Source organism: Deltaproteobacteria bacterium, from assembly GCA_009930495.1.
In the GTDB taxonomy this organism is placed as follows: domain Bacteria; phylum Desulfobacterota; class Desulfovibrionia; order Desulfovibrionales; family Desulfomicrobiaceae; genus Desulfomicrobium.
Map to the genome: position 1 here is coordinate 1 of RZYB01000011.1, position 20,572 is coordinate 20,572.

At 60.9% G+C, this 20,572-nt stretch carries 18 protein-coding genes; 11 read left to right on the forward strand and 7 right to left on the reverse strand.

Annotation, left to right across the window (positions count from 1 at the left end):
- Positions 1–347: 347 nt before the first annotated feature.
- Complete coding sequence (locus EOL86_02260; protein NCD24406.1) at positions 348–542, reverse strand: hypothetical protein; 195 nt, start codon at positions 540–542, stop codon at positions 348–350.
- 124 nt (positions 543–666) lie between these two features.
- Positions 667–1,161, reverse strand: coding sequence for a rubrerythrin family protein (locus tag EOL86_02265; GenBank protein NCD24407.1), 495 nt, complete (start codon positions 1,159–1,161; stop codon positions 667–669).
- Between the two features lie 199 nt (positions 1,162–1,360).
- Here EOL86_02265 and EOL86_02270 point away from each other — a divergent pair, with 199 nt between their 5' ends.
- From EOL86_02270 to EOL86_02285, 4 genes are read left to right on the forward strand one after another with little or no spacing between them, the layout of a single operon-like run.
- Positions 1,361–2,809 (forward strand): DUF3375 domain-containing protein, encoded by a 1,449-nt coding sequence (locus EOL86_02270; protein ID NCD24408.1) that lies wholly within the window; start codon positions 1,361–1,363, stop codon positions 2,807–2,809.
- Positions 2,810–2,811: 2 nt separating this feature from the next.
- Positions 2,812–3,447, forward strand: a complete 636-nt coding sequence (locus EOL86_02275; protein ID NCD24409.1) for a DUF4194 domain-containing protein — start codon at positions 2,812–2,814, stop codon at positions 3,445–3,447.
- Positions 3,440–6,805 carry an ATP-dependent exonuclease SbcCD, C subunit-like protein gene (locus EOL86_02280; GenBank protein ID NCD24410.1) on the forward strand — a complete coding sequence of 1,122 codons (3,366 nt, stop codon included), beginning with the start codon at positions 3,440–3,442 and terminating at the stop codon, positions 6,803–6,805. Before EOL86_02275 ends, EOL86_02280 begins: the two co-directional genes overlap by 8 nt.
- On the forward strand, positions 6,802–7,980 hold the full coding sequence (locus tag EOL86_02285) for a hypothetical protein (GenBank protein ID NCD24411.1): 1,179 nt from the start codon (positions 6,802–6,804) through the stop codon (positions 7,978–7,980). The genes EOL86_02280 and EOL86_02285 overlap by 4 nt, the downstream gene beginning before the upstream one ends.
- An 8-nt stretch (positions 7,981–7,988) precedes the next feature.
- Here EOL86_02285 and EOL86_02290 read toward each other — a convergent pair whose 3' ends face one another.
- Positions 7,989–10,145 carry a bifunctional (p)ppGpp synthetase/guanosine-3',5'-bis(diphosphate) 3'-pyrophosphohydrolase gene (locus EOL86_02290; GenBank protein ID NCD24412.1) on the reverse strand — a complete coding sequence of 719 codons (2,157 nt, stop codon included), beginning with the start codon at positions 10,143–10,145 and terminating at the stop codon, positions 7,989–7,991.
- A 372-nt stretch (positions 10,146–10,517) separates the two neighbouring features.
- Between EOL86_02290 and EOL86_02295 the strand changes: the two genes are divergently transcribed.
- Complete coding sequence (locus tag EOL86_02295; GenBank protein ID NCD24413.1) at positions 10,518–13,724, forward strand: DEAD/DEAH box helicase; 3,207 nt, start codon at positions 10,518–10,520, stop codon at positions 13,722–13,724.
- A gap of 64 nt (positions 13,725–13,788) precedes the next feature.
- Entirely contained in the window at positions 13,789–14,166 is a 378-nt protein-coding gene (locus EOL86_02300; GenBank protein ID NCD24414.1) for a DUF2784 domain-containing protein, read from the forward strand.
- 65 nt (positions 14,167–14,231) lie between these two features.
- Here the strand turns inward: EOL86_02300 and EOL86_02305 are convergent, their stop codons facing one another.
- On the reverse strand, positions 14,232–15,008 hold the full coding sequence (locus EOL86_02305; protein ID NCD24415.1) for a molecular chaperone DnaJ: 777 nt from the start codon (positions 15,006–15,008) through the stop codon (positions 14,232–14,234).
- Positions 15,008–15,466: a YkgJ family cysteine cluster protein gene (locus EOL86_02310; protein NCD24416.1), complete on the reverse strand. Its 459-nt coding sequence runs from the start codon at positions 15,464–15,466 to the stop codon at positions 15,008–15,010. Before EOL86_02310 ends, EOL86_02305 begins: the two co-directional genes overlap by 1 nt.
- 137 nt (positions 15,467–15,603) lie before the next feature.
- Between EOL86_02310 and mqnC the strand changes: the two genes are divergently transcribed.
- Genes mqnC through EOL86_02335 form a run of 5 tightly spaced genes read left to right on the forward strand, consistent with a single transcriptional unit; the run spans position 15,604 to position 19,502 of the window.
- Positions 15,604–16,641 (forward strand): dehypoxanthine futalosine cyclase, encoded by a 1,038-nt coding sequence (mqnC, locus tag EOL86_02315; protein NCD24417.1) that lies wholly within the window; start codon positions 15,604–15,606, stop codon positions 16,639–16,641.
- Entirely contained in the window at positions 16,638–17,864 is a 1,227-nt protein-coding gene (locus tag EOL86_02320) for an aminopeptidase P family protein (GenBank protein NCD24418.1), read from the forward strand. The genes mqnC and EOL86_02320 overlap by 4 nt, the downstream gene beginning before the upstream one ends.
- Positions 17,865–17,896: 32 nt before the next feature.
- On the forward strand, positions 17,897–18,526 hold the full coding sequence (locus EOL86_02325) for an NYN domain-containing protein (protein NCD24419.1): 630 nt from the start codon (positions 17,897–17,899) through the stop codon (positions 18,524–18,526).
- A 27-nt stretch (positions 18,527–18,553) separates the two neighbouring features.
- A complete protein-coding gene (locus EOL86_02330) occupies positions 18,554–19,204 on the forward strand; it encodes a hemolysin III family protein (protein ID NCD24420.1) in 651 nt (216 codons plus the stop codon).
- A gap of 4 nt (positions 19,205–19,208) precedes the next feature.
- The gene (locus EOL86_02335) at positions 19,209–19,502 is read left to right on the forward strand and encodes a GIY-YIG nuclease family protein (protein ID NCD24421.1); all 294 of its coding nucleotides are present in this window, start codon (positions 19,209–19,211) and stop codon (positions 19,500–19,502) included.
- 67 nt (positions 19,503–19,569) lie between these two features.
- On the opposite strand, the gene EOL86_02340 is transcribed toward EOL86_02335, so the two are convergent.
- Complete coding sequence (locus EOL86_02340; GenBank protein NCD24422.1) at positions 19,570–19,920, reverse strand: hypothetical protein; 351 nt, start codon at positions 19,918–19,920, stop codon at positions 19,570–19,572.
- Positions 19,913–20,530, reverse strand: a complete 618-nt coding sequence (locus EOL86_02345) for a hypothetical protein (GenBank protein NCD24423.1) — start codon at positions 20,528–20,530, stop codon at positions 19,913–19,915. Before EOL86_02345 ends, EOL86_02340 begins: the two co-directional genes overlap by 8 nt.
- Between the last annotated feature and the right edge of the window lie 42 nt (positions 20,531–20,572).

Sequence of the window (20,572 nt, forward strand, 5' to 3'; positions counted from 1 at the left end):
GCGGCCGTGGGCGTGGGTATCGCCTTCAGTCTGATTCTGGACGCCACGCCCATCAAGGCGCTTGAGCGCAAGCGGGTCCAGGGCGCGGTGCAGGCCGCCCTGGCGGACATCGCCCGCTTCAAGGCCGCCCGTTGCTGCCAGCGCGACGGCTGGCTGGCGCTCAAAAAAGCGGCCGAACTCTCGGTAACGCTCCTGCCGGTGCCACTCGTGGCCAATCATCCCCTGGTCTGCACCCAAATGCACAATAACCCGGAATGCCTGGGCCAAGGCTGCCCGCTTCATCCCTGAACGCGAAACGGGCGGGATTGTTCCCGCCCGTTGCCTGTTTCACGCGCCAGTTCTGTTTTTTACTGCACGACATCCTCGTCCAGGGCAAAAAGCAGTTTGTCCTCCGTTGTCGCGTGATCGTAATCGACCCATTTGAACTCCGTCTGGGTCATCATCCAGCGCACGACCTCGGCCTGATTGCGAGGCACGCCCGGATACTCGACGACTTCCGAAAACCGATGCCCGAAAATGGTGATCTCCACCGCGATTTTCATACCCACCTCCCGGCCCGCCCGGGCCGACACCATAACCCCGAAACCAAACAACGGGATGGACAGGATACAAAAACGGCCGCGCCCCCGGAAGGACGCGGCCACCAGACTCATGCTTCCGGGCCAACTAGGCGACAAGGTTGTACGCCTTGGGCGCGGCGCCGCAAATGGGGCACTTGTCCGTGGGCTGTCCCTCGTCGATGTGCCCGCATACACTACAGACGTAGTAATCAACGCCAGCCAGCTCGCCCATCTGTTCGGCGGCCTTGGCATACAGATTGGCGTGGCATTCCTCGGCCTGATTGGCAAACCCAAAATAACGCTCGGCCGCCTTTTCTCCCTCGGCCTGGGCGTCAGTAATCATTTCCGGATACATGGACTTGAATTCGTATGTCTCTCCGGCCACGGCTTCCTTCAGATTTTCGGCCGTGGAGCCAATGCCCTTCATCAGCCGCAGGTGGGCATGGGCATGGATGGTTTCCGCCTCGGCCGCGGCCCGGAACAACTTGGCGATCTGGGGCAATCCGTCTTCCTCTGCTTTCTTGGCGAAAGCCAGATATTTGCGGTTGGCCTGGGATTCTCCGGAAAATGCTGTTTTCAAATTATCCAGGGTCTTGCTCACTAGTTCGGCTCCTTATGATTCTGTTTTCGAAGTTATTGTTGGTAACAATTCCTATTTAGATACGAACCCAGAGCATGGCAAGCATAATTTTTGACCATCGGCATCGATCAGGAAAACAAATTTTGCTTGTCTCGCGCATCGGCCATGAGTAGCACGGGCGGTCCAACACACAGGCACCCGCGAACAGCCCCAAGACATCATGACCCTCGATTACGTCACTCTCGACCATTTGCGCCTCGACCACCCGGCATGGCGGCTCCTGCGCTCGGACCACGCCCCGCTCGTGGCCAGCTTTCTGCACAAGGTCTTCATCGCGCCCAACACGCGCCTCATGACCCAGGCCGATCTGGCCGAAATGCTGGAAGATGAACTCTTCGCCCTGCGCGACCTGCTCGGACCCGACGCCTTCCCCCGACCCGCCCTGTTTTATCTGAACGACTGGGCCGGCCCGGACAAGGGGTGGTTGCGAAAATTCTACCAAGCCGGATCCGACGAACCGTTTTTCGATCTCACTCCGGACACGGAAAAGGCCATCATCTGGCTGGGCAGCCTGACCGCGCGTGAATTCGTGGGCACGGAATCGCGCATCCTGACACTGTTCGAACTGCTGCGCCAGATCAGCCAGGGCAGCGAGGCCGATCCCGACGCCCGCCTGGCCGATCTGCACCGCCGCCGACGCGAGCTCGACGTGGAGATCACCCGCATCCAGGGCGGCGACGTGCCGCTTCTGGACGACACGGCCCTCAAGGAACGTTTCCAGCAGTTCCAGCAACTGGCCAGGGAGCTGCTCACGGATTTTCGCGAGGTGGAGCAAAACTTCCGCGCCCTGGATCGCCGCGTCCGCGAGCGCATCGCCCTATGGGCTGGGTCCAAGGGCGAACTTCTGGAAGACGTCATGGGCGAACGCGACGCCATCGCCGATTCGGACCAGGGCCGTAGCTTCCGCGCCTTCTGGGATTTCTTGATGTCCAGTCGCCGCCAGGAGGAACTGACCACGTTGCTCGACCGGGTCCTGACCCTGCCACCCGTGGCCGAGCTCCGGCCCGAACCGCGCACCCGGCGCATCCACTACGACTGGCTGGAGGCCGGTGAGCACACCCAGCGCACCGTGGCCCAGCTGTCCCAGCAGTTGCGCCGCTTTCTGGACGACCAAGCCTGGCTGGAAAACCGACGCATCATGGACATCCTGCGCGCCATCGAGGCCAAGGCCCTGGATCTGCGCCAAAATCCGCCCACCGGCGATATGATGGACATGCCCGAACTCGGGGCCGACATCCGCCTGCCCATGGAACGTCCCCTGCACACTCCGGCCGCCAAGCTGGTCATCGCGGACACGGCCCTGGCCCAGGGCCAGGCCGATCTGGATACCTCGGCCCTCTTCGCCCACGCGGTCATCGACAAGAGCCGGCTGCTCGCCAACATCCGCCGCGCCCTGCAGGACCGTCCCCAAGTCACCCTGGCCGAACTCTGTCTCCAGGCACCGCTGGAACACGGCCTGGAGGAATTGTTGACCTATCTGCAACTGGCCGACACCAAAACCGTGGTCGATGACACCGTCACCGACACCATCGTCTGGAAAAGCACCGCTCCCGATGGCCTGGAACAGGACAAACAAGCGCGGCTGCCGCGCGTTATCTTCGTGAGGTAGGCATGACCGAACCCAGCTTGCACGGCACGCGCCCGACCGAATTGTCCACGGTGGTCGTGCCCCTTTTGAAAGGCGTCCTCTACGAGGACAACGACGCCCCCGCCTGGGCCGCCCTGCTGCGTTTCCAGGCCAGGGTCCGCGACTATGTCGCGGTGCTCGGCCTGGAACTGGTCCTGGACGAGGCCGAAGGATACGCCTTTCTGCGCTCCAGGCTTCACGATGACGCGGACAACGACGCCAAACGGCCACGGCTCGTCGCCAGACGCCCCCTGTCCTTTCCGGTCAGCCTGCTGCTGGCCCTGCTGCGCAAGAAACTGGCCGAGTCCGATGCCTCGGGCGGCGATACCCGGTTGGTCCTGACCCGCGACGACATCGTCGAGCTGATCCGGGTCTTTTTGCCCGCGACCACCAACGAAACACGCCTGGTCGATCAGATCGACGCCCATATCAATAAGATCATCGACCTCGGCTTTCTGCGACGCCTCAAAAGCGGCGACCAGACCGGAGGCCAGGGCGCCTTCGAGGTCCGACGCATCCTGAAGGCCTTTGTCGATGCCCAGTGGCTGGCCGAATTCGACGCCCGCCTGGCCGCGTATCACGCCCAACTGACCGCCACGCCGGAGACCGGCCATGAATGAACTTCTGCCCGAAAGCCGCGACGGCGCCTTGTCCGGATTCCGCCTGGAGCGCCTGGAAGTCTACAACTGGGGTACTTTTGACGGCCGGATCTGGACCCTGGACGCCAACGGCACGAACACCCTGCTCACGGGCGACATCGGCTCCGGCAAATCGACCCTGGTCGACGCCGTGACCACCCTTTTGGTCCCGGCCCAACGCGTCGCCTACAACAAGGCCGCCGGCGCGGACAGCCGCGAGCGCAGTCTGCGCTCCTACGTGCTGGGGTACTACAAATCCGAACGCAACGAAATCAGCGGCGCGTCCAAGCCCGTGGCCCTGCGCGACGCCAATTCCTACTCGGTCATCCTGGGCGTGTTCCACAACCGGGGCTTCGACCAGACCGTGACCCTGGCCCAGGTTTTCTGGATGACCGAACGCCAGGGCCAGCCGGCCCGCGTCTATGTGGGCGCCGAGGGCGAGTTGTCCATCGCCGGGGATTTCGCCCGCTTCGGCCCGGACATAAACGCCCTGCGCAAAAAACTACGTAACCTCGGCGTCGAGACCTTCGAGTCCTTCCCGCCCTACGGGGCCTGGTTCCGCCGCCGCTTCGGCATCGACAACGACCAGGCCATGGAGCTTTTCCACCAAACCGTGTCCATGAAATCCGTCGGCAACCTGACGGATTTCGTGCGCAACCACATGCTCGAACCCTTTGACGTGGGACCGCGCATCACGGCCCTGATCAACCATTTCGAGGATCTGAACCGCGCCCACGAATCGGTTCTCAAGGCCAAGCGCCAGGTCGGAATGCTCGTCCCCCTGATCGAGGATTGCGACCGCCACGCCGCCCTGGCCACCGGGGTCGAGGCCGAACAGGCCTGCCGCGAAGCCCTGCGCCCCTGGTTCGCGACCCTCAGGCTGGACCTGCTGGACAAACGCGCCACCTCCCTGGCCGAGGACTGGGAACGCCAGAACGCGCGCATCGCCCGCCTGGAAGAGCGTCGTGACGGGTTACGCGCCGAGGAGGGGGATCTGCGGCGCAACATCGCGGCCAACGGTGGCGACCGCCTGGAATGGCTGGACGCGGAAATCCGCAAGAAAAACCAGGATCGTCAGGCCCGCGAGCGCAAGGCCACGCGGTACGCCGACCTCATCTGGGCCCTGGGCGAGACGCCGGCCACGGACGAAACCGCCTTCCCGCGCCAGCGCCAGGAACTGGCCGCCCTGGCCGAAGCCGCCACGGACCGCGACACGAGCCTGCAAAACGACCGCACCGAACACGAAGTGGCCCTGCGCCAGGGCAAGGCCGAACACGATGTGCTGTGCGCCGAAATCGCCAGCCTCAAGGCCCGGCGCAGCAACATTCCGGCCGAACAGGTGGCCATGCGCCAGGCCATGTGTCGCGAACTCGGCCTGCGCGAAGCGGACATGCCCTATGCCGGCGAACTGTTGCAGGTACGCGAGGAGGAGCGGGACTGGGAAGGCGCGGCCGAGCGCGTCCTGCGTGGTTTTGGCCTGTCCTTGCTGGTGCCGGACAAACACTACGCCGAGGTCGCGGCCTGGGTCGATCGAACCCACCTGCGCGGCCGGCTGGTCTATTACCGGGTGCGACCCGGCGGACGCGGCGAACGCCCGACCCTGGACCGCGATTGTCTGGCCCGCAAACTGGCCATCAAAACCGACTCGCCCTTTTACGACTGGCTGGATCGGGAACTGCCCCATCGTTTCAACATCGTCTGCTGCTCCACCCAGGACCAGTTCCACCGCGCCACCCGGGCCATCACCCGCGCCGGACAGATCAAGGCTCCGGGCGAACGCCATGAAAAGGACGATCGGCACCGCCTGGACGATCGCGGCCGGTTTGTCCTGGGCTGGACCAACGCGGCCAAGATCGAGGCCCTGGAGGCCAAGCGGGGCCGCCTTGAAGCCCAACTCGGCGAGCTGGGCGGACGTGTCGCCACCATCCTGGCCGAGCAGGCCAGGCTCAAGGAACGTCTGAATATCCTGTCCAAGCTCGATGAATACACCGAATTCCGCGAGCTGGACTGGCAAGGACTGGCCATGGAGGTGGCCGCGCTGGAGAAGGAAAAACAGGCCTTGGAATCGGCCTCGGATGTGCTCAAAACCCTGACCACGCGGCTTGGCGAGGTGCACGCCGACCTGCTCAGTCTGGACGCGACCCTGGAGGAGCACAAGGACGCGCGCTCCAAGACCGAGCAACGGCTCTCGGACACCCAGGCCCTGCGCGTCCAGACCCAGGCCATCGTGGACGCCGCGCCCCCAATGGACCGGACCGGGTATTTCGCCCGTCTGGACGCCCTGCGCCAGGAGGCCCTGGGCGAACACCGGCTGACAGTGGAATCCTGCGCCGGGTACGAACAGGCCATGCGCGAATGGATGCAGGCCCACATCGACGCCGAGCACAAAAAAATCGCCCGACTGCGCGACAAGATCATCACGGCCATGAGCGCCTACCGCGCGGCCTTTCCCCTGGAAACCCAGGACACGGACGCGGCCATGGAGTCGGCCGGGGAATTCCGGTCCATGCTGGACCAACTCCAGGCCGACGACCTGCCCCGGTTCGAGGCCCGCTTCAAGGAGCTGCTCAATGAAAACACCATCCGCGAGGTGGCCAATTTCAACTCCCAGCTGATGCGCGAGCGCGAGACCATCAAGGAGCGTATCGCCCGCATCAACGAATCCCTGCACCAGATCGACTACAATCCGGGCCGGTTCATCGTGCTCGAATCCCAACCCACGCCCGACGCCGACATCCGCGATTTCCAGAGCGAGTTGCGGGCCTGCACCGACGGCGCCCTGACCGGCCCCGAGGATCTTCAGTATTCCGAATCCAAATTCCTCCAGGTCAAGGGCATCATCGAACGCTTCCAGGGCAGGGAAGGGACCACGGACCTGGACAAACGCTGGCGGGACAAAGTCACGGACGTGCGCAACTGGTTCTTGTTCGCGGCCAGCGAGCGCTGGAAGGAAGACGGCACCGAATTCGAGCACTATTCGGACTCGGGTGGCAAATCCGGCGGACAAAAGGAAAAGCTGGCCTACACCATCCTGGCCGCCAGCCTGGCCTATCAGTTCGGCCTGGAATGGGGGGCGTCCCGGTCCCGGTCCTTCCGCTTCGTGGTCATCGACGAAGCCTTTGGCCGGGGATCGGACGAATCGGCCCAATACGGTCTGAAGCTTTTCGGGCAACTCGGCCTGCAACTGCTCATCGTCACGCCCTTGCAGAAAATCCATGTCATCGAACCGTTCATTTCCGGAGTCGGCTTCGTGCACAACGCGGATGGCCGGTCCTCCAAGGTGCGCAACCTGACCATCGAGGAATACCGGGAGGAAAAGGCCCGGCTGGCGGCCAAATGACCTGGACCACGCCGGCGGACATCCGCGCCAGGGTGCGCGCGCTCTGGGACCGGGGAACGATCTTGGCCGGTTTGATCGGGGCGGACCATCCCTTTCCGCTGCGGCTGCCCCTGAAACGCCCTGGCAGCGAGGAGCTGACCGCGCGCTTCGACGAGGTCCGGGCCTGGATCCGCGACCTGCGCGCCATGCCCCATTGCAGGCTGGAAACCAAGGACTACCGCCACCGCGTCCTGGGCACCAATGCCCTGCCCCAGGCCATGTGGATCGACACGCCTGACGCGGCCATCCGTCTCATCGGCAAGACCAGGGAGGCGGCGCGATTCCTCGATCTGCACGCCCGGACCGAACATCTGCCGACCCTTCGCCCCTGGCTGGTCAAACGCCCCCTGCGCGCCCTGGATCTGGCCGGGGATTGGCCCCGCCTGCTGGCCTTTGTGGACTGGATGCGCCATAATCCGCGCCCCGGCATCTATGTACGCCTCATCGACCTGCCGGGCCTGGACACAAAATTCATCGAGACCCACCGGGGCGTGCTGGCCGAACTGCTCGAACTGGCCCTGCCGCCCGAGGCCATCGACCACGCAATCACGGGAAGCGCCCATTTTGCTAGGCGCCACGGATTTCTGGACAAGCCCCGGCGCATCCGCTGCCGCGTTCTCGATCCCGCCCACAGCCCCTTGTCCATCGGTGGCACCCCGGACCTGACCATGGACCATGAACACTTCGCCCGCGTTCCCTGGCGGGTGGACAGGGTTTTTATCACTGAAAACGAAATCAATTTCCTGGCCTTTCCGTCCATGCCGGACAGTTTGGTCATTTTTGGAGGCGGGTATGGCTTTGAAATGCTGGATGGATTGCATTTCCTGGAACGTGCCCAGGTCTTTTATTGGGGCGACATCGACACGCACGGCTTCGCCATTCTGGACGAACTGCGGCTGTCGTGCCCCTGGGCCCAATCATTTCTGATGGACCGCGACACGCTCATGGCCTTCGAGGCCCAGTGGGGGGAGGAACACACGCAGACCAAGCGGGACCTGCGCCGGCTGACGCCCGAGGAGGGGGATCTGTACGACGATCTGCGCGACAACCGCATCCGACCGCGATTACGTCTGGAGCAGGAACGAATCGGCTTCACCTGGGCGCGCCAGGCCCTGGACCGGCTCGTTCACCCGTGAACCGGCGCTCACCCGGCCACGGCGCGGACAACCTCGTGCACGGCGTCGAGTTTGCGCAACTTGTCGATGACGGAATAGAGCTGGGTGGTGGTCTTGACCTCGATGACCAAGTCCAGCTCGGACATGCCATCGACTCCCGACGAAAACTGACCGGAGTCGATGTTGACTCCTTCACGGGCCAAAAGCCCGCTGACCTGTCCCAGCACGCCGCGCTGGTTCTTGCAGACGACCTTGATCCGGGCCGGCAGGACCTTGGATTCCTCCTCCTGACCTCCCCAGCTGACGTCCAGCAGACGCTCCGGCTCCATGTTGGCGACATTGGGGCAATCCTGGGTGTGAATGGTCACGCCCAGACCACGACTGATGTAGCCGATGATCGGATCGCCGGGCAGGGGGTTGCAGCATTGGGCGTAACGGATAAGCACCCCGTCCACGCCCTTGATGGAAATGGCGTCGCCAGGATCCTTGGGCTTGGCCGGAGTCGCGCCGGGACGGTCCTGGGTTTTGCGCTCCTCGGGCTTTTGCTCTTCCTTGGGCAAAAGCTTGCGCAACACCTGACGGGCCGTGATCCGGCCGTGACCCACGGCCGACAGCAGATCATCGACCTGCTTGAAGGAGAATTCCTTGGCCAGGGCTTCAAACTCGCCGCTTTTCAAAACCTTGGCGGTGTTGATCCCCAATCGGCGGCCTTCTTTTTCGAGCAGTTCCCGGGCCAGGGTCAGACTGCGCTCCCGCTCCTCGGTACCAATCCAGTGCTTGATCCGCGACCTCGCCTTGCCGGACTTGACGAATTGGAGCCAATCCCGACTCGGACTGCGCGAGGCGTCGGTGAAAATTTCCACCGTGTCGCCGTTCTTGAGGGGGGTATTGAGCGGCACGATGCGGCCGTTGACCTTGGCTCCGGAGCAGTGGTTGCCGATCTCGGTATGGATGGCGTAGGCGAAATCCACGGGCGTGCCGCCCTCGGGCAGCTCCTTGACCTGTCCCTTGGGTGTGAAGACATAGACCTCGTCCTGAAAGAGTTCGAGACTCAGGGATGACATGAACTCCCGCGAATCCTTGAGATCGCCCTCCAGATCCAGAATTTGGCGCAGCCAGGCAAAACGATCCGCGTCCTTGACCTTCTTGCTGCCCCGCTCCTTGTAGGCCCAATGCGCGGCCACGCCGTTCTCGGCCAACTGGTGCATTTCCTCGGTCCGGATCTGAATTTCGATCCGCTCGCCGTCCGGCCCAATGACCGTGGAGTGCAGACTCTGATACATGTTGGCCTTGGGCATGGAAATATAGTCCTTGAACTTGCCCGGCACGGGTTTCCACAAAGAATGCACCAGCCCCAGCACGGTGTAGCACTCGCGCAGGTTGTTGACGATGACCCGGAAGGCGATGATGTCGAAAATCTGGTCCAGGGTCAGGCCGCGCTGCTTCATCTTATGGTAAATGGAATAGATGTGCTTGATGCGGCCCTTGACCCGCCCCTGCACGTCATTTTCCGCAAGCACCTTCTGAATCATGGCGCAGACCTTGTCGATATAGGCCTGGCCCTGCTCCTGGGAGCGGACGATGCCCTCGGAAATCTGGGCGTACACGTCGGGCTTGAGGTATTTGAGACTCAAATTTTCCAGCTGGACCTTGATTCGATACAGACCAAGCCTGTTGGCCAGGGGCGCGTAGATGCCCATGGTTTCCTGGGCAATGGCGCGCTGCTTGTGCGCCTTCTGAAACTCCAGGGTGGAAATGTTGTGCAGACGGTCGGCCAGCTTGACCAGGATGACCCGGATATCGTCGGCCATGGCCAGGATCATCTTGCGGATATTCTCGGCCTGGGCCTGTTCCTTGGACTCGAAATTCATCTTGCTGATCTTGGTCACGCCGGCCACGATGGCCGCCACTTCCGGGCCGAACTCATCGGTGATCTGCTGGATGCTCGCGTCCGTGTCCTCGACCGTGTCGTGAAGCAGACCGGCCACGATGGTGGCCGCGTCCAAACGCAGATCCGCAAGGATATGGCTGACTTCGAGAGGATGGGACAAATAGGGCTCACCCGACAGGCGAAGCTGGCCGGCATGCGCCGCGGCGGAAAAGACATAGGCCTTCTGAATCAGCGCCACGTCGGAAGCAGGAAGATACGAGGACGCCTGGTCCAGGATGTCGGTGATACGAATCATGCCATGCCTTGTCAGTTTTTTCAGGGATATGTGGGGTTTTACCAGCCTGAAATTGGCCCCGCCCCACCAAAAAGTCAACTTCTCTTTGCTCGGGAAATAGTCGATCAAACCAAAATTTGTCGTACATTTTTCGCAACCCAGCCCCGGCCAAACCCGGCCCAAACGTAGGATGTGAATACCAACTATTGGAAATTACTGTTTTTCGAAAAACAGCATAAAGTCCTCGAAAAAGATTTCCCACCACTTGAAAAGGAATCGTGATTTGTTTAGATGGATCTATTGTGCCATGCTGTTTTTGACGTACGTCAATCATGCCGGCCACGTTGAAGAATATTATCCGTTACTAGCGGATCCAGGAGATAAACCCAAGAAATGTCTAATTTTTCCGAAGAACACGTGCAGCGCGTCCTGCAAAACTTTTTGTCCGAGAGCATTCCAGAACATATTCGCGACGGGGCCCAGTATCTTATCGCCGACGGGGGCATTCAAAAAATCGATGTCCGACGCAACGAAGACTCCTGGGATATCGAAGGCCTGATCCAGGGCGATGATTTTCAGACGTACACATCCGAACTGAGCGTCAACCTCGAACAGGAAACAGTCCATGCCTATTGCAACTGTCAGGATTCCTTTTCCGGCATCTGTCGGCACGTGGCGGCCACGGTCCAAGGCCTGCTCTCGCGCTTCGACGTCCAGCACGAGGTCGAAACGCAACCCGCGAAATCCGAATGGAAGCACAGCTTCCGCTATTTTTTCTCCACGGCCCTGGAGCCGGAACCGGGCCACCACTACCTGATTTTCCGCTTTTTCGCCGAATCCGGCCGATTGCAGGTGGAATTCTTCCGGGCCCGCCAGAACAAATCCGGCCTGTCCACGGTCCAGAATCCCGTCACCCTGGAACAAATCGCCCGCAATCCCGATTGGTGCGAAATTTCTCCGGAGCTGCCCCGCGTCGCCGAGCAGATCGGACAGTACCTGGACTATTACGGCCACCGGGTTGAAGTTCCCTTTGGGCTCATGACCTGGTTCTTCTGGGCCATCAAAAACGAGTACTACCAATTCTGGGAAGAAACCGAACAGCCGGTACGCATCGAAAGCACGCCCATGCGGCTCCAGTTGCGCCCCCGTTTCACCGACGACGGCCTGTCCTTCGACATCATGCTCGGTCGCGAGGGCAAGGTGCCCTTCTCCATTCTCAATCAAAAAATAAACTTTTACGGCCAGTTGCCCCTGTGGGTCTGTCTCAAGCACAGCTTTTACCCTGTTCAGACAGGGCTTCGGCCCAGCCTGATCCAGGATCTGGTTCTCAACCCGCCGGTCATCCCCCACGCCGATATCTCGGAATTTCTGGATCGGGTCTGGACCCAAATTCCGGCCTCGGACCTCCACGGCCAGGACGAATTTCTGGAACGGATGCAACCCATTTTCGTGCCGGCGACCTACAACCCCAAACTTTTCCTGAACGAGGAAGGCAGCCTGCTGACGCTCGAAATCCAGAACATCTACGAAACCGAGCATGGCGACATCTCCCTGCCTGGCCCGAACCAGGATTTGCAGACCGGCAGCTACCAGTTCGAGGGCAAATCCTTCCTCATCCGCCGCGATCAGGAAGAGGAAGAGGTTCTGCTGACCACCCTCATGGACATGAACTTCCAGCCGCGCAGCAACGCCATCTGGTTTCTGGAACCCGACGAGGCCATCACCTTCCTCCTTGATGCCTACCCCAAGCTGGTGGAGGCCTACCGCGTTTTCGGCGAAAAGGACCTGACCCGCTACAAGGTGCGCCTGACCCCTCCCAACGTGGTGGCTGTCGTGGAAACGCAGGAAGAGGACAAATGGTTCAACCTGGAGATCAGCGTCGAATACGACGACATTTCCGTACCCATCGACAAAATCTGGAAGGCCTGGACCCAGGGCAAGCGCTATGTCCAGCTCAAGGATGGTTCCTACACCAGCCTGCCCGAATCCTGGCTGGAAAAACTTGGGCATAAGCTGATCGCCCTGGGCCTTGATCCGGAAAAACCGCCCAAGAAACGCTTCGAGAACTTCGAAGCCCCGGTTCTGGACAAAATCCTGGAAGACATTCCCGAAACCACCTCCGACGGATTTTGGGATACCCTGCGGGAAAAAATCCACGATTTCACGGAAATCAAGCCCGTCAACACGCCCAAGGGGCTCAACGCCACCCTGCGTCCGTATCAGTTGCAGGGCGTCAGCTACATGAACTTCCTGCGCGAGTACCATTTCGGCGGCATCCTGGCCGATGAAATGGGCCTGGGAAAAACCATCCAGACCCTGACCTTTCTCCAATACATGAAAGAGCAGGGGCACGGCGGGCCGAATCTGATCATCGTCCCGACCTCGGTTCTGCCCAACTGGGAGCGCGAGGCCCAAAAATTCGTGCCGGACATGAAACGTCTGGTCATCTATGGGGCCAGACGCGAGAACATGTTCAAAAAAATCGAGACGTCGGAACTGATCATCACCACCTACGCCCTGTTGCGTCGGGATTTGGACGAACTCACAAAATTTGAATTCAACGCCGTTATCCTGGACGAAGCCCAGAACATCAAGAACCCAAACACCATCACGGCCCGCAGTGTACGCAAGATGCAGGCCCGGTTCCGGCTCTGTCTGTCGGGCACGCCCATTGAAAACACGCTGCTTGAGCTGTGGTCCTTGTTTGAATTCCTCATGCCCGGATTCCTGGGTTCCCAGGCCGCCTTCCAGAAAGGCTTCGTCAAGCCCATCAAGGACGGCGACGATGACAGCCTGAATTACCTCAAGGCCCGGGTCAAACCCTTCATCCTGCGCCGTACCAAAAACGAAGTGGCCAAGGACCTGCCACCAAAAATCGAAAACACCTACTACTCCGCCCTGCTCGACGACCAAATGGAGCTGTATGCGGCCCTGGCCAAGAAGCTCAAGGAACAGGTCATGCAGGACGTGGAGGAAAAGGGCATCGGCCAAAGCCAGATCTCCATTTTGGACGCCCTTTTGAAGCTTCGCCAGATCTGCTGCCATCCAAGGCTCCTGAAGCTCGACATGCCCGGCCTGAACACCAACCTGTCCTCGGGCAAATTCGAGGCGTTCAAGGATCTGGTCACGTCCATCATCGACGACGGCCACAAGGTCCTGGTCTTCTCGCAGTTCGTGCAGATGCTGCATATCATCCGCAACTGGCTGCACATGGTGGAAATTCCCTTCTGCTACCTGGACGGCACCTCCAAGGACCGCTTCGATCAGGTGGATAAATTCAACAACACGCCCGAGATTCCCATTTTCCTGATCTCGCTCAAGGCCGGCGGCACGGGCCTCAACCTGACCTCGGCCGACTACGTCATCCACTACGATCCGTGGTGGAACCCGGCCGTGGAAGACCAGGCCACGGACCGCACGCACCGTATCGGCCAGACCCGACAGGTGTTCTCCTATAAAATGATCTGCGAGAACACGGTGGAAGAAAAAATCCTGAAACTTCAAGAGTCCAAGAAAGGCATCGCCGATTCCATCATTCCTGGCCAGTCTGCCTGGAAGAGCCTGACCCGCTCGGATCTGGAAATGCTCTTCGAGGTCTGAGCCATCCAACCAGCAAGGCGGGGAGAATGAGACACCATTCTCCCCGCCTTGCTTTTCCCGACCCATGTATCATCTCGCCGCCAACGCGATTTTGCTTCTTCACCTCATCTTCATTGCCACGGTAATTTTCGGCGGATTCGCCGTGGCGCGCTGGCCACGCCTGGCATGGGCCCACCTGCCGGCCATGCTCTGGGGATTCCTGGTCGAGGCGGCGGGTTGGTACTGCCCGTTGACGGACCTGGAAAACACCCTCATGCGCCAAGCTGGCCACGCCGCCCAGGCCGACGACTTCCTGGCCCGCACCCTCCTGGCCCTGATCTATCCCGAAGGCCTGACCCGCGAAATCCAAATCGGTCTGGCCGCCATGGTCCTCGCAACCAACGCCGCCATTTACGGATGGATTTGGACACGGCGGCGACGGCCGCGCCATCGCGTTCCCTGAGCGCACCAACAGCAAAGCCCCGGAAAAACCGGGGCTTTGTCACATCGGGCGTGGCAATAAAATCTTCATGCCTCGGCCGAGGCCCTTGCCAGCAAACGCAGATACAAATCCCCGTGCCATGGCCCCAGATGCCGCCCCAGACCCTTGAGGCGGATCGGCCGGCCAACCACGAAATCCATGGGCAGAACCACCTCGATGGTGCGCGGAGCGGACTGAAAACGGTGCCTGATCTGGACGCGTAGCGTCGTGCCCGGAATAAGATTGCGGGCGGGCATGTACACGGTTTGATGGTCATCGAGCTGACGCGCGGCCCAGCCCTTGATGGAGCCAAGCAACCCCGCGCCCACGTCCAGATTGACGGACCGCCCGCCCCATTTCACGCCAACCTCCCTGGCGGGCTTTTCCTGGGAGGGGTGAGCCGTGGCCCCGGTTCGAGGCCCGTCCGCCGGATCGACGCCGCGCTTGAGCTTGCTGAAAATATCCTCGAATACCTGCTTGGCGAAGGGATCGTTCAGGATGTCCTTGAGCACCTCTTCCTGCCGCGTGTAAAACGCGCTTTGCTTGCGCCCGGTGCCAGGCCGAGCCTTGGCTTCTTCTTCCTGGCGGATGGTCTCGGCGCTGTAGACGCGTTTTGCCGAGCCGGAACCCGGCGTCGATTCCCGATGCTTTTTCAACAGGACATAGGCTTCGTTGAGGCGGGTGAAACGGGCCGCGGCACGCGCGTCCCCGGGGTTTAAATCCGGATGATACTTGAACGCCAGCTTGCGGTAGCTGGTCTTGATCTCATCCAGGGACGCCCCGGGCGAAAGCTCCAACAGGGAATAACATTCGGACAAACGCATCAGATCCGATCCACCAAATCACCGATTTTCAAGGCGTTGGCCTCGTCAGGTCGTCCCTGCTTGGTCAGCCCGTTCTCGACCAGATAGGCCACGCCCTGGCGGGCGAACTCGGCGTGGCCGCTGGCGGCCCGGATGCCGGGGCAATAATCCTGCGCCAATTCCCAACTGACCTCGTCCACCAGATTTCCCCGGAAGAACGGCCAGGCCCGGCAGACATCCGGCTTGGCAGGATGCACTGTGCAGGCCTTTTCGGGATCGAAAAAAATGCAAAATCCATCTTCACGGCTGCGCAGCACCCGCTTCACGCCCTGCCACTCGGTGTAGGCCTCGCAAAACTCACCCACGGACAGGCCCAGATACGTGGCCAGGCGTTCGCATTCCGACGCGGAAGCGACAATCCCCCCCCGGCCCTGACAGCAATGCCCGCACATTTTACAATCAAATACTGAATCAATCATGGGTACCTCGCGTGTGGGGCAGACTTGAAGCACAAGCCATGTTCTTTGGCAAGGGTCGAATCCCGCCGCCCCTTGACCGTCGGCCCTTCCACCAGCTAGCACCACGGCAACCTTTTTCGATTTATCAAGGAAACGCCATGACTACCCGAATCACCCCCGGCGAGGCCCGGTACATCTGGGACATGCACGATGTCTTCACCCTGGGCGGACTGGCCCACGAACGCCGTCTGACCATGCATCCGGAAAAAATCGTGACCTACATCGTGGACCGCAACATCAATTACACCAATATCTGCATTTCGGCCTGCAAATTCTGCGCGTTCTTCAGAGGTCCGGGCGAGAACGGCGGTTATGTCCTGCCCACCGAGGACATCCTGGCCAAGGTCCAGGAAACCGTGGATCTGGGCGGCTATCAGATCCTGCTTCAGGGCGGCATGAACCCGGATCTGCCCCTTTCCTATTACACGGACCTTCTGGCTACCCTGAAACGCCATTTCCCACAGGTCGCGGTGCACGGGTTCTCGCCGTCGGAAATCTGGTTCATGAGCCAGGAAGCCAGGCGTCCCCTGGCCGAAATCATCACGAAATTACGCGCCGCCGGCCTGGATTCCATCCCCGGCGGCGGGGCGGAAATCCTGGTGAACGAAGTCCGCTCCCGTGTCTCGCCGCGCAAATGCACCGCCGATGAATGGCTGCAGGTCATGGAAACGGCCCACGGGCTGGGGATGCGCACCACGGCGACCATGATGTTCGGCCAGGGCGAAACCTTCGAGCAGCGGATCGAGCATCTGGAACGCCTGCGCGAACTTCAGGACCGCACCGGCGGCTTCACGGCCTTTATCCCCTGGACCTTCCAGCCCCGCAACACGCGCATGGAAATGCCCGAAACCTCGTCCCACGAGTACCTCAAATTTCTGGCGCTAAGCCGCCTCTATCTGGACAACATTGACAATATCCAGGCGTCCTGGGTCACCCAGGGCCCCATGGTCGGACAGCTGGCCCTGCTTTGGGGCGCCAACGATTTCGGCTCGACCATGATCGAGGAAAACGTGGTCGCGGCCACCGGCGTGCATTTCCGTCTGCCGGAAAAAGCCCTGCGCACCCTGGTCGAACGGGCCGGGTTCACCCCTCGGCGCCGGACCATGGACTACACCCTGTGCGAGGCGGCACAATGACATTCACCACGCTGGAACAGCTCCCCCTGTCCGAAGTCCGCGCCCGCGCGGACCGGCTGCGCGCCCATGTGCGCGAACTCTACCCCAATGCCTCGGGACTGCTCGTTTTCTCCCGGCTGTCCATATATTACCTGAGTGGGTCCTGGGCCAACGGCATGCTCTGGGCGCCTCTCGATGGCGATCCCGTTCTGCTCTGCCGCAAAGGCCTGGAAAGATCGCGGTTGGATTCGCCCCTGGCCCAGATCCTGGAATACAAATCCTACTCCCAGGTGCCAGGCCTGCTCAAGGAAGCTGGAGCACCCCTGGGCGACGAGGTCGCCGTGGAAATGTCCGGACTGCCCTGGTCCATGGGCGAACTGCTGCGAAGCAAGCTGCCAGGCGTGTCCTTCGTGTCCGGCGACATGGCCATCAACTGGACCCGGGCCGTGAAGACCGAGTGGGAACTAAACAAACTGCGCTTGGCCGGAGCCCGGCACGACCGGGCCCTGAACGACACCCTGCCCGACCTCATCCGCCCGGGCATGACCGAACGCGAAATCTCCCTGGCTGTGTGGGACGCCTTTTACCGGCACGGACACCAGGGCATGATGCGCATGCAGAACGCGGGCGAGGAAATTTTCCTCGGCCATGTCGCGGCCGGCGATTCGGGCAATTACCCCAGCGTTTTCAATGGGCCCCTGGGCTTGCGCGGAGCCCATCCGGTGCTTCCCTTTCTGGGCTACGCCGGCAAGGTCTGGAAAAAAGACGAACCCCTGGCCATCGACTGTGGCTTCTGTCTGGAAGGCTATCACACGGACAAAACCCAGATTTACTGGCAGGACGAATCGCGCGTCCCGGAAGCGGCCGAGGTGGCACAAGATTTCTGCCAACAAATCCAAGACTATCTGGCAGGCCACCTGAAGCCCGGCGCAATACCGGCGCACCTGTACCGTGAATGCATCAAAATCGCCCTTCAAAACGACTTGGGCGAGGGGTTCATGGGACTGGGCCGGAACAAAGTCGGCTTCCTGGGACACGGCATCGGCCTGGCCATCGACGAATGGCCGGTGATCGCGCCGTCTTTCGAGCGCCCCCTCGAGGAAAACATGGTCCTGGCCCTGGAACCCAAGATCGGCATCCCGGGTCTGGGCATGGTCGGCGTGGAAAACACGTTTCTGGTCACGCCCGCTGGTGGTCAAAGTTTGACAGGAGAACGATTTGGCCCCACGTTTATTTCGTGCTAGAAGACAGATGCCCGAGAACCCACAGAGGATACATGCCCGAAAAACGCAAGCTCTGGCTCATTGATGCCGGATACATGTTCAATGCCCGCCATAGTGTCCGCAGCGGATATGAATTCAGCTACTTAAAGCTTCGCCAGTACCTGGAGCAGGATGGCCCCATCTGGCGGGCCTACTACTTGAACTCAACCCCCAATCCACCCAGCGACGCCCAGGACAATTTCCACCGTTGGTTGCGCAGCGGGCCGCCCTTTGGTCCCAAGATCATCACCAAATTCTACAGCCTCAAGCAGCAACGCGCCGACAAGGCCTATTGCGAGGAATGCGGCCAAAAAGTGCAGCTTCGTTGCCAGAACCAAACCGGAGATGTCACCCACCGCGTTTTCAACGAAATCCAGAAAGGCGTGGACGTGGCCATCGCCACGTTGTCCCTGATCAACCAGAACAATTACGACACGCTGCTTTTATCCTCGGGAGATTCCGATCTGCTTGACGCCGTCGAATATCTCTCGGTCCAGGGCAAGGGCATCGAACTGGTCGTCTTCCGGGACGGCGTGTCTTCGGAATTGCAATGCCGGGCGGATCATATCCACTGGATCAACGACTTCGCGACCGAAGTCGACAACCTCCACCGGGATTCGAACGGAGAAGGCACGACACCCTGATCGACCGTTTTCGACACGGGAGGAAACATGCGCAAGGAAGACGTGATTACTCGGTACACGCCTGGCGAGGAAATCGCCAACGCCATCACCCACGCCATCGCCACGGGGCTGTCCATCGCCGCCCTGGTGGTGCTCATCGTCGCGGCCGCGTCCTCGGGCACGGCCTGGCACATTGTCAGTTTCTCAATTTTTGGCTCGACCCTGATCCTGCTCTACCTGGCGTCCACCCTCTACCACGCCATTCCCGTGGCCAGGGCCAAACGCCTCCTCAAAACCCTGGACCACAGCGCCATTTTTCTGCTCATCGCCGGCACCTACACCCCGTTCATGCTCGGCAGCCTGCGCGGCCCAACTGGTTGGACCATCTTCGGTGTGATCTGGGGATTGGCCGTGGCCGGGGTGATTCTCAAATGCTGCTGCGTGTATCGCTTCAAGCGGTTGTCCCTGGCCGTGTACATCGGCATGGGCTGGCTCTGCCTGTTGGCAGGGCGGGATCTTGTCGAAAAACTGCCGTCCACGAGCCTCGTTTTCCTGGCCCTGGGCGGAGCCGCCTACAGCCTGGGCGTTATCTTCTACGTCTGGAAGCGTCTGCCCTATGGCCACGCCATCTGGCATCTGTTCGTGATCGCCGGCAGCGTCCTGCATTTTTTCTCGGTCCTGCACACCCTGCCGGCCTGATTCCATGACGGACTGGTTTCTGTACGTGATCCGCTGCGCCGACGGCACCCTGTACACAGGCGTGACCACGGACGTGCTCCGGCGTTTCGCCGAGCATGCATCCGGCGGGCCCAGGGCGGCCAAGTACCTGCGTGGCCGGGCGCCCCTGGAACTGGTTTTCTGGACAGAAATCGGCCCCAAATCCACGGCCCTGTCCCTGGAAAAGCGTTTCAAGGCCCTGTCCCGGGCCCGCAAGCACGCTCTCGTCTCGGACCAGACGGCCTGGGCCGATTTCCGAAACACATGCCCCGCGCCATGAACAACGAAGCCACACCCTGGGGTGTGGCTTCGCGAACCAATACGCATCAAACGAATCGCGCCGTGATTTAACCCCGCCGGCTGAGCAGCCGGGGCGCGATGGGGGTGATGATGGCGCCATCGCGATATCCTCCCATCCGTTTGGTCTCGGAGCGCAGTTTGAGCAACTCTTCCTTCAGGGCTTTGTGCAACAGCATGGCTTCGTTGCGCAGCCGAGTGTTGACGGCCTGCATCTGCACGAGCTTGTCCCGGAAGGCATCGTCCCGCCCCTGGGACCCCGCGGCCATGAACTCGAAAATGGCCTGTTCGCGCTGGGCCAGGGCATCCGCCAAACCCTCGGTGTCCTTCTGGGCAAGACACGCGGCTTCCCGCCTTTCGAGGGCGCCAATGTGTTCATACCGGCTTTGAAGATCAGACATGGGTTTCCTTCCTGAGAGCCGCTTTCAAGGACTCCCGCAGATGGGCCACGATGGTCTTGGTTTTTTCCACCAGCGGCAGGTATTCGTATTCCAACAAATCCGCGAGCAAAATCCAGTCCTCGTTTTCCTGGATCTCGATCATCTCCGTGAAAAGCGAGGACAGATCCGCCAGGGAATTTTCAAACTCCTCCGAGGAATCCAGGGCGAATTCTCCGCGAAGCACGCCCACCATGCCCAGAAAATCCCGGTTGACCTCGATCAGATCCCCGTACAATTCCAGGGCCTGGGCGTCGTCGGCCATGCGGAAGCTGTCCGCCACCCGCTGGCCCGCCTTGGACATGAGGCTGACCACCTTGTACAGTTCCCGCGTGATGCTTTGCGCCATCTCGATCAGCGGCACGGAAACGATTTCGACCCGGTCGATAGAGGCGGTTTCCATGTCCTCGGCCTGATGGGGATAAATCTCCGAAAACGCCTCGTTATTGACGAGCACGTCCGTGACCACTCTGCGCTGCATGCGCTCGTCTTCCATGACTTTTTCTATAATCTGTTCGAGATTCTCAAAATTCGCGACCTCGAGCAGGCTGTTTTGACCGTCGACTATGATCATTTCCCTGTCCTCCACGTTGGGATATTTTTACCGCACGCCAAG